Annotated in this window: 16 protein-coding genes; 7 read left to right on the forward strand and 9 right to left on the reverse strand. The window is 52.4% G+C overall.

What is annotated here, in order from left to right:
- Window positions 1-125: 125 nt before the first annotated feature.
- The 4 genes from ABJU74_RS09635 to aroQ form a co-directional block, all read right to left on the reverse strand.
- Window positions 126-1,160, reverse strand: coding sequence for an RcnB family protein (locus ABJU74_RS09635; RefSeq protein ID WP_348383232.1), 1,035 nt, complete (start codon window positions 1,158-1,160; stop codon window positions 126-128).
- Window positions 1,161-1,308: 148 nt separating this feature from the next.
- Entirely contained in the window at window positions 1,309-2,661 is a 1,353-nt protein-coding gene (gene accC, locus ABJU74_RS09640; protein ID WP_348383231.1) for an acetyl-CoA carboxylase biotin carboxylase subunit, read from the reverse strand.
- 14 nt (window positions 2,662-2,675) lie between these two features.
- Window positions 2,676-3,155, reverse strand: a complete 480-nt coding sequence (accB, locus tag ABJU74_RS09645) for an acetyl-CoA carboxylase biotin carboxyl carrier protein (RefSeq protein ID WP_348383230.1) — start codon at window positions 3,153-3,155, stop codon at window positions 2,676-2,678.
- Between the two features lie 33 nt (window positions 3,156-3,188).
- Window positions 3,189-3,641 (reverse strand): type II 3-dehydroquinate dehydratase, encoded by a 453-nt coding sequence (gene aroQ, locus ABJU74_RS09650; protein ID WP_348422844.1) that lies wholly within the window; start codon window positions 3,639-3,641, stop codon window positions 3,189-3,191.
- A 112-nt stretch (window positions 3,642-3,753) separates the two neighbouring features.
- Here aroQ and thiS point away from each other — a divergent pair, with 112 nt between their 5' ends.
- The gene (gene thiS / locus ABJU74_RS09655; RefSeq protein ID WP_348383228.1) at window positions 3,754-4,740 is read left to right on the forward strand and encodes a sulfur carrier protein ThiS; all 987 of its coding nucleotides are present in this window, start codon (window positions 3,754-3,756) and stop codon (window positions 4,738-4,740) included.
- Window positions 4,741-5,086: 346 nt separating this feature from the next.
- Window positions 5,087-5,443: a UrcA family protein gene (locus tag ABJU74_RS09660; protein WP_348383227.1), complete on the forward strand. Its 357-nt coding sequence runs from the start codon at window positions 5,087-5,089 to the stop codon at window positions 5,441-5,443.
- 154 nt (window positions 5,444-5,597) lie between these two features.
- Here ABJU74_RS09660 and ABJU74_RS09665 read toward each other — a convergent pair whose 3' ends face one another.
- Together ABJU74_RS09665 and ABJU74_RS09670 are read right to left on the reverse strand one after the other, a co-directional pair.
- The gene (locus ABJU74_RS09665) at window positions 5,598-6,398 is read right to left on the reverse strand and encodes a LytTR family DNA-binding domain-containing protein (protein ID WP_348383226.1); all 801 of its coding nucleotides are present in this window, start codon (window positions 6,396-6,398) and stop codon (window positions 5,598-5,600) included.
- A 1-nt stretch (window position 6,399) separates the two neighbouring features.
- Window positions 6,400-7,527, reverse strand: a complete 1,128-nt coding sequence (locus ABJU74_RS09670) for a histidine kinase (protein ID WP_348383225.1) — start codon at window positions 7,525-7,527, stop codon at window positions 6,400-6,402.
- A gap of 262 nt (window positions 7,528-7,789) precedes the next feature.
- Between ABJU74_RS09670 and ABJU74_RS09675 the strand changes: the two genes are divergently transcribed.
- Together ABJU74_RS09675 and ABJU74_RS09680 are read left to right on the forward strand one after the other, a co-directional pair.
- Window positions 7,790-8,353, forward strand: a complete 564-nt coding sequence (locus ABJU74_RS09675) for a hypothetical protein (RefSeq protein ID WP_348383224.1) — start codon at window positions 7,790-7,792, stop codon at window positions 8,351-8,353.
- A 107-nt stretch (window positions 8,354-8,460) separates the two neighbouring features.
- Window positions 8,461-9,441 carry a hypothetical protein gene (locus tag ABJU74_RS09680; protein ID WP_348383223.1) on the forward strand — a complete coding sequence of 327 codons (981 nt, stop codon included), beginning with the start codon at window positions 8,461-8,463 and terminating at the stop codon, window positions 9,439-9,441.
- A gap of 40 nt (window positions 9,442-9,481) precedes the next feature.
- Here ABJU74_RS09680 and ABJU74_RS09685 read toward each other — a convergent pair whose 3' ends face one another.
- Window positions 9,482-10,381 (reverse strand): metal-dependent hydrolase, encoded by a 900-nt coding sequence (locus ABJU74_RS09685; RefSeq protein ID WP_348383222.1) that lies wholly within the window; start codon window positions 10,379-10,381, stop codon window positions 9,482-9,484.
- A 65-nt stretch (window positions 10,382-10,446) separates the two neighbouring features.
- On the opposite strand from ABJU74_RS09685, the gene ABJU74_RS09690 reads away from it, so the two are divergent.
- Window positions 10,447-11,043, forward strand: a complete 597-nt coding sequence (locus ABJU74_RS09690; protein WP_348383221.1) for a helix-turn-helix domain-containing protein — start codon at window positions 10,447-10,449, stop codon at window positions 11,041-11,043.
- Window positions 11,044-11,078: 35 nt separating this feature from the next.
- Here the strand turns inward: ABJU74_RS09690 and ABJU74_RS09695 are convergent, their stop codons facing one another.
- Together ABJU74_RS09695 and ABJU74_RS09700 are read right to left on the reverse strand one after the other, a co-directional pair.
- A complete protein-coding gene (locus ABJU74_RS09695) occupies window positions 11,079-11,519 on the reverse strand; it encodes a VOC family protein (RefSeq protein ID WP_348383220.1) in 441 nt (146 codons plus the stop codon).
- Window positions 11,509-12,219: a hypothetical protein gene (locus tag ABJU74_RS09700; protein ID WP_348383219.1), complete on the reverse strand. Its 711-nt coding sequence runs from the start codon at window positions 12,217-12,219 to the stop codon at window positions 11,509-11,511. Before ABJU74_RS09700 ends, ABJU74_RS09695 begins: the two co-directional genes overlap by 11 nt.
- Window positions 12,220-12,375: 156 nt before the next feature.
- On the opposite strand from ABJU74_RS09700, the gene lnt reads away from it, so the two are divergent.
- Together lnt and metK are read left to right on the forward strand one after the other, a co-directional pair.
- Window positions 12,376-13,965 carry an apolipoprotein N-acyltransferase gene (lnt, locus tag ABJU74_RS09705; RefSeq protein ID WP_348383218.1) on the forward strand — a complete coding sequence of 530 codons (1,590 nt, stop codon included), beginning with the start codon at window positions 12,376-12,378 and terminating at the stop codon, window positions 13,963-13,965.
- 68 nt (window positions 13,966-14,033) lie between these two features.
- Window positions 14,034-15,248: a methionine adenosyltransferase gene (metK, locus tag ABJU74_RS09710; protein ID WP_348383217.1), complete on the forward strand. Its 1,215-nt coding sequence runs from the start codon at window positions 14,034-14,036 to the stop codon at window positions 15,246-15,248.
- Window positions 15,249-15,257 lie beyond the last annotated feature (9 nt).

Here is a 15,257-nt window from a genome sequence, read left to right on the forward strand (position 1 = left end):
TTTTCCCTGTGTGCGACGGAGAGGAAATGGTTTCAAGAGATAATATAGATGGAGGCCCGCAATCATTGCTGATTACGGGCCTCGCCCAACGAAACAGGGCCTAAGGATAGTGTGGATTGGTCGACTTAGTAGAAAAAGTCGTAAATCACATCGACCACGCGGCCATCATATGTGTCGACCAACAACACATCGCCATAATAGCGGACCCAGCGATAGCCACCATAAGCCGGAGGCAAGCGATAGCGCCAAGGATCATTTATCCAGTAGCGCGACCCGTAGAAGGAAGAGCCCAAGAAAATGCCGATATTCCAACGGCGATAATGATGGTTGCGATACGGCGCATAATAGCGGCCCACACGGTAATAGTTGCGATTATATTTTCTGTAATTCCGCCAGTTATAGCGCCGATCATTGCGCCAGCTGCGATTCCACTGACGGTAATTCCGTCGATCGTTGCGATAGCCATAACGGCGTCCATCACGATAGCGCCGATTGTCCCGATAGCGACGATCGACGCGGCTATCCCGGTTACCCCGCGCAATGCCACGACGATTTTCCCGGAACCGCCGATCAATCCGACCATCGCGATTGCGATCCACACGGCGGTCCACGCGGCCATTATTATTGCGGTCAAAGCGGCGATCAATCCGGCCATCTCTGTTGCGATCAAACCGGCGGTCGACGCGGCCATTGCGATTGCTATCCCCGCGCGCATTGGCCCGGCGATTGGCTCGGCGTTCGCTACGCTGTGCTTCTGCACGACGGGCCTGGCGGTTAGACCGGCCTACATCTGCGCGGCTGCGGCTTTGCGAAAACCCACGATCAACATTTCGATTTTGTCGGCGTTGTTGCCGCGCTTCTGCGCGATCGCCATCGGACATAACATTAGCCCGTCCGCGATTATTGCGATTTTCGGATCTTACGGCCCGCCGCGCTTCGCGATTGCCGCGATTGGCCCGTCGCGCATCTCGGTTTCCGCGATTACCCCGATTGGCTCTGCGTTCACTGCGTTGATCCCGTTGGAAGGCCGCAGTGCCAGTCAGATCCGAGGTGATCAGATTTCCGTTGGCGTTTAAATTTGGCGCAATTTCTGCAGCGGATGCCGCTGCTGGTGTCAGCATGGTTGCCGCCATTAGACCGGTGAATAAAAATAGTCGCATAGACTCACTCCGTAGCTTCGCGACCCCATTTGCCGCATCTGTGCAACAAGTCATAGCGTGTTAACCCTGTCGGTCAGCTGAACTGCGCTGTAATATTCAGGAAAGAATCGACTTATCTGAACAAAATACAGGCAGTTTTGACGTAAAACTAAGGATTTTCGTCTTTCTCCAACCATTCTTCCAGCCATTTGATCGTATATTCACCCGATTGGAAGCCTTCATCATAAACCAGCTTTTGGTGCAGCGGGATGGTTGTTTCGACGCCTTCGATGACAAATTCGTCCAGAGCGCGGGCGAGCCGCATCATACAACCGTCGCGAGTCCGGCCATAGACAATGAGCTTTGCGATCATGCTGTCATAATAAGGCGGGATCGCATAGCCGGCATATAGACCGCTATCCACGCGCACATGCATGCCGCCTGGTGGATGATAGCCGACAACTTTTCCTGGTGACGGCGCAAAGGTTTTCGGATTTTCGGCGTTGATCCGACATTCAATAGCATGTCCGGAAAATTCCAGGTCTTCCTGTTTCACCGACAAATCCCGGCCATCTGCAATGCGGATTTGTTCCCGCACCAGATCAAAACCGGTGATCATTTCTGTGACCGGATGTTCCACCTGGAGCCGGGTGTTCATTTCGATGAAGTAAAATTCATCATTTTCGTACAAAAATTCAATCGTGCCCGCACCACGATAGCCCATGCCTTTCATGGCATCGACACAGACTTTACCCATGCGTTCGCGCTGTTCTGCGCTGATGACGGGGGATGGCGCTTCTTCCAGAACCTTTTGGTGGCGCCTTTGCAAGGAACAATCCCGCTCACCCAAATGGATCGCGTTGCCGCGTCCGTCGCCGAAAACCTGAAATTCAATATGGCGCGGATCCCCAAGATATTTTTCTATATAAACGGTCGCGTCGCCAAAGGCTGCCTTGGCTTCGGTCCCCGCTTGCTTCATCTGGGTTTCCAATTCAGCTTCGCTGTTCACGACTTTCATGCCGCGCCCGCCGCCGCCAGATGCGGCTTTGATGATCACCGGATAACCAACATCAGCAGCCACCGCCTTGGCTTCCTCAATTTCACTCACCGCACCATCGGAGCCCGGCACCAGCGGGATGCCCAGTTCACCAGCTGTCTTTTTCGCAGCGACCTTGTCGCCCATGACCTGGATATGCTCCGGCTTGGGACCAATCCATTTAATATCATGGGCTTCGACAACTTCCGCAAAATGCGCATTTTCAGAAAGAAACCCATAGCCTGGGTGAATGGCATCCGCGCCGCTAATTTCCGCTGCAGAAATAATTGCAGGAATACTGAGATAACTGTCGGTTGCAGATGGCGGGCCGATACAAATAGCCTCATGGGCTAGCCGGACATGCATGGCGTCTTCATCGGCTGTGCTATGGACAGCCACCGTATCAATGCCCAGTTCGCGCGCAGCGCGCAATATTCGCAACGCAATTTCACCGCGATTGGCAATCAGTATTTTGTTGATAGTCATGCGCTAAACCCCATCTACGCAATCACAACAAGCGGTTGATCAAATTCCACAGGCTGGCCGTTTTCGACCAATATGGCTTTGACCGTGCCAGCGCTTTCCGCTTGAATCGGGTTCATCACTTTCATCGCTTCGATAATCAATAATGTATCACCGGTTGCGACGGTATCGCCCACGCTGATAAAATTCGCTGCATCGGGATCCGGAGCGAGATAGGCTGTCCCGACCATCGGAGATTTTTGCGCGCCGGCATGATCGTCGGCAGGAGGAGGCGTGGCCGCTGTCACAGGAGCTGCGGCCGCAGCAGGGGCAGGCAGAGGGGCAGCAACAGCCTGGACAGCAGCCGGTGCACCGCCGCCGCGAGAAACCCTTATTTTGCGGTCGCCATCTTCGACTTCTATTTCACTGAGACTGGCACCGTCTAATATCCCGGCCAGTTCCCGTACTATATCTAGGTCCACATTCATGCTGCCATTACTGTCTTTTTTTGCGGCCATAACCGGTTCCCATTTTGAAGTTAAAATTCTGCTCTAAAATTTGCTGGCGGCATCCAGCGCCAATGCGTATCCCAACGCACCAAAGCCGCAAATCGTTCCTTTTGCAACCGGTGCGATCAAACTCTTGTGCCGAAATTCTTCACGGGCGGCCGGATTGGACAGATGCACTTCGATAACCGGGACATCAATCGCTTTGATCGCGTCATGCAGAGCAATGGATGTGTGGGTTAAAGCACCGGCATTGAGGATCACGGCCAGCGCGCGATCCGCGGCGGCTTCTTGCAGCCAATCGACAAGATGACCCTCATGATTGCTTTGCCGGATATCCACGGCAAGGGAGAGGGCATGGCCTTGATCCTCCAGGCGTCCGGCAATCTCATCCAGCGTGTCGGCGCCATAAATTTCCGGTTCGCGCATGCCCAATAGGTTCAAGTTGGGGCCGTTTAGGACAAACACGGTCCTGTCGGTGCTATTTCCTTCTGACAATATAATGTCCCCCATGATGCGCTTTTGGTTGCGGCACTGCTTAGCTCTTTATATGGCCTCTTTATAGGGCTCGATTCCGAAAAGCGAGATCAAACAAATGGAAACATTGGCAATGGCGGAAATTTCAATTCAGCTCAATGGAGATAGCAAGACGATTGCTCGCGGGATGACGGTGGCCGATCTCGTCAGGATGCTGGATCTGGAACCTGAAAAAGTTGCGGTGGAACGCAATCGCGAAATTGTGACTCGGTCTACGCTTGCCAATGTCCCAGTGGAACAAGGTGATCAATTGGAAATTGTCCATTTTGTTGGCGGCGGCGATCACAATAGCGCGGATTGTTGGAGCGTCGCTGGGCAGAAATTTACCTCCCGTCTTATCGTCGGCACCGGCAAATATAAGGATTTTGAAGAAAATGCCGCGGCAGTAGAAGCGGCAGGCGCGGAAATAGTCACGGTTGCCGTCCGGCGCGTCAACGTCATGGATCGCAATCAACCGATGCTGACCGATTTTATTAACCCCAAGAAAATTACCTATCTGCCCAATACAGCAGGCTGCTTCAATGCGGATGATGCTATTCGCACATTGCGTCTGGCCCGTGAAGCGGGCGGATGGGACCTGGTCAAGCTGGAAGTGCTTGGTGAAGCCAAAACCCTCTATCCCAATATGCGCGAAACTTTGGAAGCGACCGAAGTGCTCGCCAAAGAAGGCTTCAAGCCGATGGTCTATTGTGTCGATGACCCGATAGCCGCGAAACAGCTGGAAGATGCCGGCGCCGTCGCGATCATGCCGCTGGGCGCTCCCATTGGGTCTGGACTGGGTATTCAAAATCAGGTCACGATTCGTCTGATTGTCGAAGGGGCCAGCGTCCCGGTCTTGGTCGATGCCGGCGTTGGCACGGCCAGCGACGCAGCGGTTGCGATGGAATTGGGCTGTGATGGCGTATTAATGAATACGGCCATAGCTGAAGCCAAACAACCGGTTCGGATGGCGCGCGCGATGAAGCTTGCCGTAGAGGCTGGCCGCGAAGCTTATTTATCGGGTCGGATGGGCCGCCGCATGTATGCAGACCCATCAAGTCCGCTCTCAGGGCTGATTTAGTCATATAAAACACCATGATTCGGTGTCATCTGTAACTAATTGAATAGTAACAATAGTTACATTGTTTTACGTTGATCGACATTCTTGTGTCGTTGGTCGAAGCTTTTTGCCGCCGGTCGATCAAAATGGCTGTTTATAGAAGATCAGATGCTCGCCGAACCGCTTTGTCCTATCTAAAAATACGAGACGGGAGCAGAGGCAATAGTGAAACGCTCTTCCCCGAGCTGGTCGAAACCAACTGCTTCCGTACTCATACCCCCCCCTCTTAGCGGAGGGATAATGAGGACAAGCCGGCTTCCCCCTTATTGCCGGTGTTTGTCCCTAAATATGAGTGAGGAGTGAACACATGACACAATCTAATCTGAGCAAAGCTATTTTTGCTGCCACCGCTTTGGCCGTAACCGCTACCGGCTTTTCCGCCGCAGCCAACGCCCAAGGCCGGATCACCAAGTCGGTCGAAGTCAGCTATGCGGATCTCGATCTAACCAGCACCGAAGGCCAATCTGCTCTCGATGGTCGGATTAAAGGCGCGGTGCGCAAGGTTTGCGGCGGCTTCGATTCCAAAAATCTTCGCGATGCGGTGGATCACAGCAATTGCATGCAGGAAGCGAAACAGTCCGCCAAACGCGCGCAAGTCTCTCTAATCGCCAGAGCCGAAGCGGGAACCTTGGGTTCAAGTTCGGTGGTGATCGGCGGAAGCTAAGTTAACTCAAGAGCCGCGAATCCCAATTAAGCGGCCCTCTATTTGGCCAAACCAACTATTGACCCCGGTGCCCTTACACCGGGGTTTATTTTTTGGGCGATGCAATAGGAAGCAAAGCGGCTGATGGGATCGATCTGGAAATCTGTTGGAACGTTTATCGGCCGGCGAGTTTCTTCGCTTCCGCTAAATGGGTGCGACCGATGCGAATTTCTGTTCCGCATTGCAAACAAGCCATCCAGATCCCACCGCCATCATGGCGCAGACCAGCAATCCAGTCCCGGCGTACCAGATGGGAACGGTGTAACCGGATAAATTGTTCGGGATTAAGACGTTTCTCCAACCCGGTAATGGTTTGGTGAAGCAAGTAGCTCGTGCCGCCTTGGCCAGAACCTTGTTCACCGCCAACATGCAAGCGCATATAGTCGCGTTCGGCTTCAATCCGATTAATTTCGGATGCGGCGATACGGCGCAGTTCCGATTTATAGGGCACCCAAAATTCTTCGGCCCAAGGGCTGTCTTCAACAGCATTTTCGGCGCGCTCGCTTCGCTCATTCTTGCGTTCAACAACGCGCGAGATGGCAAGCGATAGTCTTTTATTCTCTACCGGCTTGAGGACATAATCGATCGCTGCCACGCCAAAAGCTTCCACCGCGAATTTGTCAAAGGCGGTGACAAATATAATAGCGGGTGGATGCGGCATTTCCGCGAGTTTCTCTGCAACAGCCAGACCATCCATACCGGGCATGGCTATGTCGAGCAGGAGCAAATCCGGAGCGAGCTTTTCAGCCAATCGAATAGCGGCTTCACCGTCGCTGGCTGTGCCGACCAGATTAATATCTTTCTGCCGGGCGCAAAGCAGTTGTAACCGTTCAATTGCCAAAGGCTCATCATCCACAATCAGCGTATTAAGCTGTGTTGTAGCCGGCGATGCATCGGGTATTATCTCGTTTGCCATTTTATATATCCGCCAAGAGAGGCATGATCAGTTCTGCAACAAAACCGCCTTTGTCCAATCGCGTGGTTTTTAGCTTGGCCTGTGTGCCAAATCTAGTCTCCAATCGATCGCGGACATTCGCAAGACCAATGCCGTTATTCTGATCGCTGGATGCATGCTCGGCATTGGCTTCGCCATCATCCGCCACGGTCAGCTTCAGAAAATCACCTTTTGTCGTCGCGCTTATGCTTATGGTCACCGGCCGTTTGCTATGCGCCACACCATGTTTGATCGCATTCTCCACCAAAGGCTGCAGGATTAGACCCGGGACAAGCACATCGTTCAATTCTGCGGGTATATCGGTTTCGGTTTTTAGCCGCTTGGGAAAACGCACGGCTTCAATGTCGAGATAAAGATTTTGCAAATGCACTTCTTCGGACAAGGCGACATCTTCGAGCGGATCTCCTGACAGGCTGGTGCGATAGAATTTTGACAGGTTGAGGATCATCTCTTCGGCTTCTTCAGGCTGGCTGCGCATGACCAATGTGCTCAAACTATTCAATGTGTTGAACAGGAAATGCGGGTTTACTTGATAGCGCAGACTCCGCAATTCCGCGTCCTGGGCAGCTTGCGCAAATCGGGAGGCTTTGCGCTCGACGGTTCGCACTTCCGAAGCATAACTCAGCGTCAAATATAAAGAGGCCCAACTGATCATGAAGAAGAACCGGGAGATACTATCTTCTACAATCACTTTGAGCGCGAAATTTTCCTGCTCCATATATTTTCGCATTTCTTCCATATGCTTTTCGTCAAACAGACTTTGCGGATCGTAGACATTGAACATGTAAAAGTTGAAAGCAGCAATCGCGATGGCACAGGGAATGGCGCCGGCAAAAGCGGTGATGATACGGGTCGACAGTGCGCGATCCTCAAACAATCGCAGTAAGCGATAGAGCATATAGGTAATGGCGATACCAAGGATCGTCACCACGACTCGGCGGATCGCGAGTTCTTCCTGGGCGGGCCAATCCCCCACTGCGGCGCGCAGCGTAATGATGATCACATAGAATAGCCAAAAGCCCAGAATCGAAAGGATCGCGACCTGTTGTCCGACCGATGGTTTGTGATTTCCAATTTCGAATTTTCTCATGGCATGCCTAATTTCTTCTTGGGATCAAGCTTAGGATAAAATGGTATCAAATGTCTCTATCTCAATTGTGTCCGGTCGAAGCGTGGTTGCCGTTGGTCGAATCCTGCACCTTCAATGCACGAAATACCATGGAATTTTAACGGCATAAGCGCTGTTTCATGACCGATTTCCATCCGCAAAGCCATGTTTAACCAAATGCTAACCATGTTTTGGTCCAATGGCTGCGTGGACAAAGGACCAATGTTCCAGAGTAGGAGTTACCATGGCCAAAGATATGCAAGTAATACCCGGTGCGATGACATTAGCAGAAATGAAGGAATTTGCGGGCTTCGGTTCGGCAACGCAACGCTATATCCGGCGCTCGCTTGATGTTGGTTTGGATCGTGCCGATGCTGTGGAAACCTGGTCGCGCGATGCCGTGGAAGAAGCCGGTATTAAGGTCCAAATGAAATTATACAAACGGCTGAATGAAATTCGCAAAGCCATTCCCGATGATTGCGCCATTAATGGCATAGAAGATTTCATGCCAGCGCTGATTGCACTGTCCGCTTATGATCTGGGCCAAGGCCGGATTAACAGTTTTCCGGCTTACCGCTTTTTGTACGAACGTTTGCTCGGCCCTGATGCCCGGCCATGGTTGCCCGGCAGTTTTTGCGCCGCAGCTTCCTTGCCTCATTTGCACCCCAAGACCCGCAAGGGATTGTTGCAATCTATCAGTGAAGCGGCGGCTACCGCTCCGGGATGGTCAACCCGCGCGCCTAGCTTTTTCCCTGAATGGGTTGAAAAAGTAGATGCAAATGCCACGGGAAATCGCACCGCACATTAAGCCTCGCGGCGATTGTCCTTGCACTGGTGCGGCGCCTGCTTATCAATGAACCGATCCGCTGGTTTCTTTAGGAAACCAGCTTCGCGATCACTGATGAAGGTGGATATATGTTTCCAGGCAAAATATTCTTAGCCACATTTTTGAGCGCCATATTGATGCTGCTGCAGCCGGTTTCAGCCATGGCGAAAGAGCCAATATTCCCCAATGACGGAGTGGTCGGTCTGGTGCCCCCGGGCGCAATGATCCCGGCGGATAGTTTTTCCGGATTTCTCGACAGCGCGGCCGGTGCTTCGATCATAGTTGCTTCATTTCCGGTCGCTGCCTATGCCGAAATTGCGCCGAATTTTACCGCTGAGCGCTTAGCGTCGCGGATGACGGTGACAAGTCCGGTGCAACCCGTGACCTTAGATGCCAATGTGGAAGCTTTGCTGGTCAAGGGTGAGCAAATTCAACAAGGCACTACCTATCGCAAATGGGTCCTAATCGCTCGTAATAGCGATAGCACCGCGATGGTTACCATCCAGATTCCACAGAATAGTAAAGGTTATTCCGACGAAGCAGTGATGGCATCGCTCCAATCTGTGCGGTTTCAAATGCGCGGAACCTTAGAGGAGGAAATTGATCAATTGCCTTTTGTCATAGCTGACCGTGCCCAATTTCGGGCGGTCCGTACCTTAGCTGGCAGCGGTTTGATTTTGACCGATGGGCCTCAGGATATTGTTCCTGATGCGTCGCAACCTTTGGTGATTGTTGCATCCAGCCTGGGGAGCAATCCTTCGGTTGGCAGGTTGACCAAAGATCAGCGCGAGACGCTTGCTTTGGGCGCAATGAAAAGCCTGCCTTTTACGGATTTTCAAGCCGACAATACAACTATGGAAGAGGATGGAGATATTGTGATTTCTGGTCAGGGCACGGATGATGGCGGCCGGGTGATGCTGTTGCGGCAGATCATGCGTTTCGGACCATATGACCATGTCCGCACAGTCTGCATCTTTACAAAAGAGCAAAATATCATCGCCCGTTGCGATCAGCTTGGCCAGGCGGTGCGATTGAAATCGGTCGAACGGCGCGCGTCACCTGCGCCTTGAAGGCTATCGCCGGTGACCAAAACCGTCATATCAAAAGATGCTAAGCTGGCTGCGTTTCATCCGGCCGCGCCGCGGCAAATGCGCTATCGGCCATATTGATCAGATGCCGGTCGTCTTCATTCCAAGGATGGAAGCCGGGCAGGAAAAACTTGACCCAGGGTATTATGACTTTGCGAGCGACTCCAGGTGAAAACAGCAGGAATTTGAGCAATTTCGCTTTGGTTGAAAAACCAGTAAATCCGTCTTGTGCCAGCAGATCGAGTGAATCTTTGTAGCGGTTGGTCCAGAAATTGCGCGTGATGATGAGCATCATCAGGGTTTTGACTTTCCAGCGTTGCCAACGGGACCAGTCGCGGGTGGCATAGAGCCACGTATCATAAGCCACACCTTTATGTTCAATTTCTTCCAGTGCGTGCCAGCGCCACAAACTGGCGGTTTCCGCATCGGCATTTTTGAAATGCTTCGGATTGGCAATAAATTGTTGCGCCATGATCGCGGTAAAATGTTCGAGGATCATCGTCGCCGCCAAATTGGTGATCGCCGGCCGATCTTTGGTCAAGGCCAGCGACTCGGCGACGCGTTTGTCTATTTTTCCGGTGTCATATCCCGCTTCTGCGACGCGACGATTCAAGGCAACATGTTCGCGCGTATGCAAGATTTCCTGTTTGACGAAGGCGCGAATTTCTTGCTGCAATTTTTCCGGAGTGACGTCACGAAAGGCTTTGACGCTTTCGATGAAAAACGCTTCTCCGCGAGGAAAGGTTAGGGATAGAGAGTTATAAAAGGCGGTCGCAATCGGATCTTCACCGAGCCACCAACGGCCAGCCTCTAGCGCATCTTCGCGGCCAAAGCGGCGATCCCGCGGCGTTATCACATGATCGGCGGGCGTCGGTGTATCAATTGTTTCCGGTTCGGCTTGCACGCTGCTATGCATATTCATAAGGGGTCGCTTTTGGATGGAATGCGGTCTAGATGATAGGGAAGATAATAGGGTTACTTACATAGATGTCAATAGCTAAACGTCGCCTCTCTCCGGAAGAAAGCCGCAGCATGGCTCTGGCCGCTGCTCGTGAATTGCTGATCGAAGCCGGTCCGCAAGCGGTTACGCTCAAGGCAGTGGCCTCGCGTATCGGTCGCACCCATGCCAATTTATTGCATCATTTTGGTTCGGCATCGGGCTTGCAAAAATCACTGGCACAATATCTCACGGATCAGGTTTGCGGGTCGATTGCTGAAGCAGTTTTAAAATCCCGAACGGGCGAAGGAACGGTTCGCGATATTGTGGATTTGACATTTGATGCGTTTGACAAGCAGGGTGCCGGCGCTTTGTCTTCGTGGATGTTGCTGACCGGAAATGAAGATGCGCTGGACCCGATTGTTGATGCCATTCACGCATTGGTCGACGAGGTTGGTGAAGGCGGCCACGAAGATCGAGAAATGCACCAAGATACGCTCACCTTGGTGCTTATGGCGCTAGGCGATGCTCTCATTGGTGAACGTTTGGCGGATTCTCTCGGCCTGCAACGCCATAGTGCACGGGATTTGGCCGAGAGCCATTTGGAACATGCGTTGGATCGGTGGAAACAGGATCATCCGGTCTAAGCAGATCATTTTAGACGGATCAACTTGCCGGTCGATTAATCGGTTGCGAACAATTGGTCGTCATCGGCAAAAGCTTTAAATTCCAAAGCATTTCCGCTCGGATCGCGGAAAAACATGGTGGCTTGTTCGCCAACTTGTCCCTGAAATCTTATCGTCGGAGCGATGATAAATTGCGTGCCATGTCTTTCGAGACGTGCCGCAAGTGCGGTCCACTGTTCCATCGTCAAAATGACACCAAAATGCGGAACCGGAACAGCATCACCATCCACCAAATTTGTCGCATCTGCAGCGGGATCCGAAGTCTTGGTGGGAGCCAGTTTATGGGTGACAATTTGATGGCCGTAAAAGTTAAAATCAATCCAGTAATCGCTGCTCCGGCCCTCCGTACATCCCAATATTTGAGTATAAAACTGCCGCGCAGCAGTCAAATTATCGACCGGAAAGGCCAAGTGAAAAGGGCGCAGTTCAGTGCTCAAAATTCTGCTCTTTCTTCTTCGGTGCGGCCAGAGTGAAGCAATGATCAATATCAAATGTGGGTTCGGTCCCGGTCTTTTGTTCCATGGTCCGAATATCTTCGCGGGTTTGCGTAAGTATGATATCGCTTTCGGTCCCGCTTTTGCCTTCGGCGCGCATTTTTTCTCGCGCACGATTGTCCAGCACAAAGGCGAGAGTCTTCAAGTCCTGCGCCTTTTTCGACAACCTCTCGCGGTGATAAACTTGTTCAAAGGCAAGCTGCATCATGCCGGCGCATTGGTTGAGGCTGGGCTTTGGTTTGGGCGGCAGCGCTGCATCGAGCAGCGGTAAACAGGTGTCCATCGCGCCAGCGACCACGTCTGCGGGCTCTTCACCCTGTTTGACCTTTTCCTGTTGCATGGCTGCTGCTGCCAAAATTGCATTTTGAATCTGATCTCGGCTTTGACCGGTTTCCGCCATGACCCGCTCTCCCGTCTGTCCCGCATAGGTTCGCCCGCGTTCGATCAGCAACGGATAGCGTAGCGCAGAATCGATACCGCGCTGTTGCTCGGAGGCGACAATCGCAAAAACCGCGACACAGTTGAGATCACGCTTTTGAATGGCGGTGAGCGCCATGGGCGATTGCACAGAACCGGTCGATGGGGATGTTTCGGTTGGTTGGGCTTGTGCGAAGGCCAGCAATATCAGCAATATTTTTTCCATCTCTCCCCATTACGGGGCTTGATCGGGTCCGGCAATTGGGAATCGGACAGTTTCCAAAAGCATGCAACCGGATCGAGGTTGCAGGAAATGAGACCAAACTGGCGCATTCTCTATTTAATGTTTGAACCTGCGCTCTGAAAACGGCAGAAGTTGCGCGTGAAAATTCTCAAATCATTATTCCATCGTCACCCCTATTGGCTGTCTTTTGCGATTGGCACAGCCTCGGCCGCGGGTTTTGCGCCGCTCGGGCTTTGGCCGGTGAGCTTAATCGCATTGGCTTGCTGGATGGCACTTGTGAACGGATCGACCAGTCGCAAGTCTGCCTTTATATCCGGTTGGCTCTTTGGCCTGGGTCATTTTATCGTCGGGTTAAACTGGATTGCCAAAGCCTTTACCTTTCAAGCGGCCATGCCGGAATGGCTCGGCTATATCGCCGTTATTCTCTTGGCTTTCTATCTTGCAGTCTATCCCGCACTCACCGCTTGGGGGGCATGGCTTGTGGGCCGCGGACGGCCTCTCCTGTTCGGCCTGGCATTTGCTGGGTTTTGGATCATCACCGAATGGCTGCGCAGTTGGGTGTTTAGCGGATTTATCTGGAATCCATTGGGCGTAATTTTGATCGATACCCCGTTTGCCGCCAGCGCCCGGTCAATCGGAACATACGGATTCTCCGGAGCGTTTATCCTTTTGGCGGCGCTATGCCGCGCGGTTTTCAATAGGATATTGATGCAAGAATGGCGCCTTGTTTTGCGACGCGTTTTTGATTTGGCTGTCTTTTCAGCAGCGGCCGTTGGGCTTGCCTTTATCGGCAGTGGGGCAGATCGAACAGCGTCCGGGAAACAGCCAGACATCACGATCGTGCAGCCCAATATTGGCCAGCAAGATAAATGGCAGGCGGGCTATGAAGAACGTAATCTTGCAAAATTGGCAGGGTTGACGGTTCGCAAAGAGGATCAGCCGCGCTTGCTCTTCTGGCCGGAAGCGGCCATTCCGGATTATCTCGAGGCGGGCTATCCCCAGCGCTATTATTATGGCCGTCCGGCGGATTTGGTTCGTGCACAACTTACCAGCCTGATGAAGCCCGGTGATATGTTGATATTAGGCGCATTGAAGCTGGAATTTGATGAAACCATGCAACCGCAAGCGCGGCGTGCCATCGGCGCGCGCAATAGCGTTTATGCGATGGATTCTGCGCGTAATCTTGTCGGCCGTTATGACAAAAGTCACTTGGTTCCTTATGGCGAATATCTCCCGATGCGTCCGATCTTGTCGGCGATCGGCTTGTCCCGGCTCGCGCCCGGCGACTTTGATTTCTGGCCCGGTCCTGGGCCGCGATCTGTGGATCTTCCCGGCTTTGGCAAAATGGGTCTGCAAATATGTTATGAAATTATATTTTCCGGGCAAGTGGTCCATCGTGAAAACCGTCCCGACTTTATTTTCAATCCATCCAATGATGCGTGGTTTGGCGCTTGGGGACCGCCGCAGCATCTCGCCCAAGCGCGGCTGCGCGCCCTAGAAGAAGGATTGCCAGTCATCCGTTCGACGCCGACAGGTATTTCAGCGGTGATATCCAGCCGGGGAGCCGTGCTGCATGACATTCCCATGGGCCAAGCCGGCCGCATTGATACGCAATTGCCGCGACCGGAAAATCCGACCATTTTTGCGCGATATGGCAATATTCTGTCTCTCGGCTTTGCACTATTTTTGCTGATTTGTGCCATTGCCATCCGGTCACGCGCGCGTTAAAGAGCGCATATAAACCTTTCTTTATATCTGTGCGGACGTGCTCGAGCCGCAAATTACTAGGAAAACCCATGCGTTCAGAATTTATTTTTACTTCCGAATCTGTATCCGAAGGCCATCCCGACAAAGTATCCGATCAAATTTCCGATGCAATTGTCGATCTGTTTCTCTCAAAAGACCCAGAAGCGCGTGTGGCTTGTGAGACGCTCACGACCACTGATCGCGTGGTATTGGCCGGCGAAGTGCGCGGCCAAGGCATGATTGATACAGACGGCAATTGGGCTGATGGGGCGTTGGAAGAGATTGAAAAAACAGTGCGCAATGTCGTCAAAAATATTGGCTATGAACAAGAGGGCTTTCATTGGGAAAGCTTGCACTTTGAAAATTACTTGCATCCACAATCTGCACATATTGCCCAAGGTGTTGATGAAAGCGGTAACAAGGATGAGGGCGCGGGCGACCAAGGCATTATGTTTGGCTATGCCAGTGATGAAACGCCCGACCTCATGCCAGCGACTTTGCAATATTCGCATCAGATTTTGAAACAAATGGCTGCTGATCGTCATAGCGGGAAAGCCCCGTTTTTAGAGCCTGACAGCAAAAGCCAAGTCACGTTGCGCTATGTCAATGAAGTGCCGGTTGAAGCGACAGCGCTGGTGGTTTCCACACAACACGCACCAGGCTATTATAAAGATGGCGATGATCCTGCGCTTTATGAAGAATTGCGTGACTATGTGATGGGCGTATTTCATGGGGTGCTGCCCGATGGTTTCATTACCGACAATACGGTTATTCATGTCAATCCCACCGGCCGCTTTGAAATTGGCGGACCCGACGGTGATGCAGGCCTGACCGGCCGCAAAATCATTGTCGATACCTATGGCGGTGCCAGTCCGCATGGCGGAGGTGCTTTTTCCGGAAAAGACCCGACAAAAGTGGATCGTTCGGCCGCTTATATTACCCGCTATCTGGCCAAGAATATCGTCGCAGCCGGCCTCGCCAAGCGCTGTGCCATTCAACTGTCTTACGCCATTGGTGTCGCCGAGCCCTTGTCGATCAATGTCGATCTGCACGGCACAGGCACCGTTAGCGAAGAAAAGCTGGAAGAGATTCTCCCAAAATTGGTGCGCCTCACGCCAAAAGGCATTCGGACCCATTTGAACCTGAACAAGCCAATTTACGGATCCACTGCGGCCTATGGCCATTTTGGACGGCAAGCTGATGGCGATTTGTTCACTTGGGAAAAGACTGATCTGGTAGATGCCCTAAAAGCTGCCGTCAGCTGACTTTCGCCT

The sequence above is a fragment of the Parasphingorhabdus sp. genome (assembly GCF_039982415.1).
In the GTDB taxonomy this organism is placed as follows: domain Bacteria; phylum Pseudomonadota; class Alphaproteobacteria; order Sphingomonadales; family Sphingomonadaceae; genus Parasphingorhabdus.